This window comes from Komagataeibacter sp. SM21 (assembly GCF_041402665.1).
In the GTDB taxonomy this organism is placed as follows: domain Bacteria; phylum Pseudomonadota; class Alphaproteobacteria; order Acetobacterales; family Acetobacteraceae; genus Komagataeibacter; species Komagataeibacter saccharivorans.
Genome location: NZ_JBGLOV010000069.1, coordinates 1 through 1,226, shown reverse-complemented (window position 1 = coordinate 1,226; position 1,226 = coordinate 1). Strand labels below are relative to the sequence as shown.

The following is a 1,226-nucleotide window of genomic DNA, read 5'->3' as shown; positions in this document are numbered from 1 at the left end:
GAAATGGCGGATGCTCGACGGCCGGAACCGCCTGCCGGACGTCATCAGCGGGGTTGAGTTCCGCGACGGCGTACGCCACCTTCAAGCTGCCGCCTGATCAAGCGTCACCAACTTTCGCGCATACCTCAGCAAAATATCGAGTTGTCACTGCGTCAGCTATGACGCTCATCCACCCAAAACCGGACCTTCCGCTCCCGCCTCGTGTCGTACTTTACAGCAAAGCTTTACTTTTCCGAAAAACAAACAAAAGCGGACCAAATCTTCTTCCGTTAAAATATTATGTTTGGAAAAATAAAATTAATTATTTAAAAACCTCTTGTGGTTTTGGAATGCAGTTAATTATGTACTGTACTAATGCTAGCGCGATGATAGATAAAACAAGATAGCAAAAAGGGCTAAGTGCCATTTTCCACGGTGTTGCAGCTGTGAGCGGTGTGTGCTGTGCTACTACTTCTTCCGTGAATGTATAAAAAATTGCCAGAAAAAACAGAGAAATAAATGATTGTATTGTGCCACGAATCTCGTCTAACGCGATGGGTCTAATGTTTGATCTGCTATCTAACAGGACTGCTAGACCCGAGAATAAAACCACCAGCACAATAATTCCGCCTGACTTTAGACATGCTGAAATTGGTTCGCTAACAAAGGTTTTAGCCGCGTCACCATTCATAAGGCCGCTTCCTACTAGAAAACCAATGACTACACCGGCAGCAGACCAAACCAAATTTTTAAAAAGGGCCTTTTTTTTATACTGTAGGTTACCTTTTAGTTTGATACTGCCACGATGGCCGCCTCTACTCGCTAATATGCTAATGCGTGATGGTCTTTCATAATCCATTAGTGTACTATCATCTTATTGTGGAATGAACAGGAGACTGATTTATTTTAGACAAATTTGATGGGTAGGGAATGACTAAAATAGTTTTTTTTGAGTACCAGAGATGTTTGCTCTTTTGTGAATTGCTGAGTAAGCGGACATTCCGCTCCCCCTGAAGGGTTTCGGGCGCCGCGAGGCGTACGAAAGTCTGGGAAGACCGAACCCGCGACACCGGGACTCAGTTATGGGGAATTTGCAATTGGCGCCGCCCCGGGGGAGAGGCTGAGCCAGAGCATACAGGTGCGTTTGTGGAACTGGAACGGGTTTTTGTGACCGGATCTGCATGACGCGATGACAGAACTGGCAGTGTAGGCAGCGATTTTCCCGGGTTTTCCAGTGATGCGTACAG

Annotated in this window: 1 protein-coding gene; it reads right to left on the bottom strand. The window is 46.2% G+C overall.

Annotated elements, in window-relative coordinates; genetic code table 11:
• Nucleotides 1–301: 301 nt before the first annotated feature.
• Nucleotides 302–838 (bottom strand): hypothetical protein, encoded by a 537-nt coding sequence (locus tag ACBR42_RS17050; RefSeq protein WP_371208831.1) that lies wholly within the window; start codon nt 836–838, stop codon nt 302–304.
• Nucleotides 839–1,226: the final 388 nt, after the last annotated feature.

What these genes read in the sequence shown, in the direction of transcription:
- ACBR42_RS17050 (WP_371208831.1), bottom strand. Translation starts at nt 838, where the DNA reads ATGGATTATGAAAGACCATCACGCATTAGCATATTAGCGAGTAGAGGC.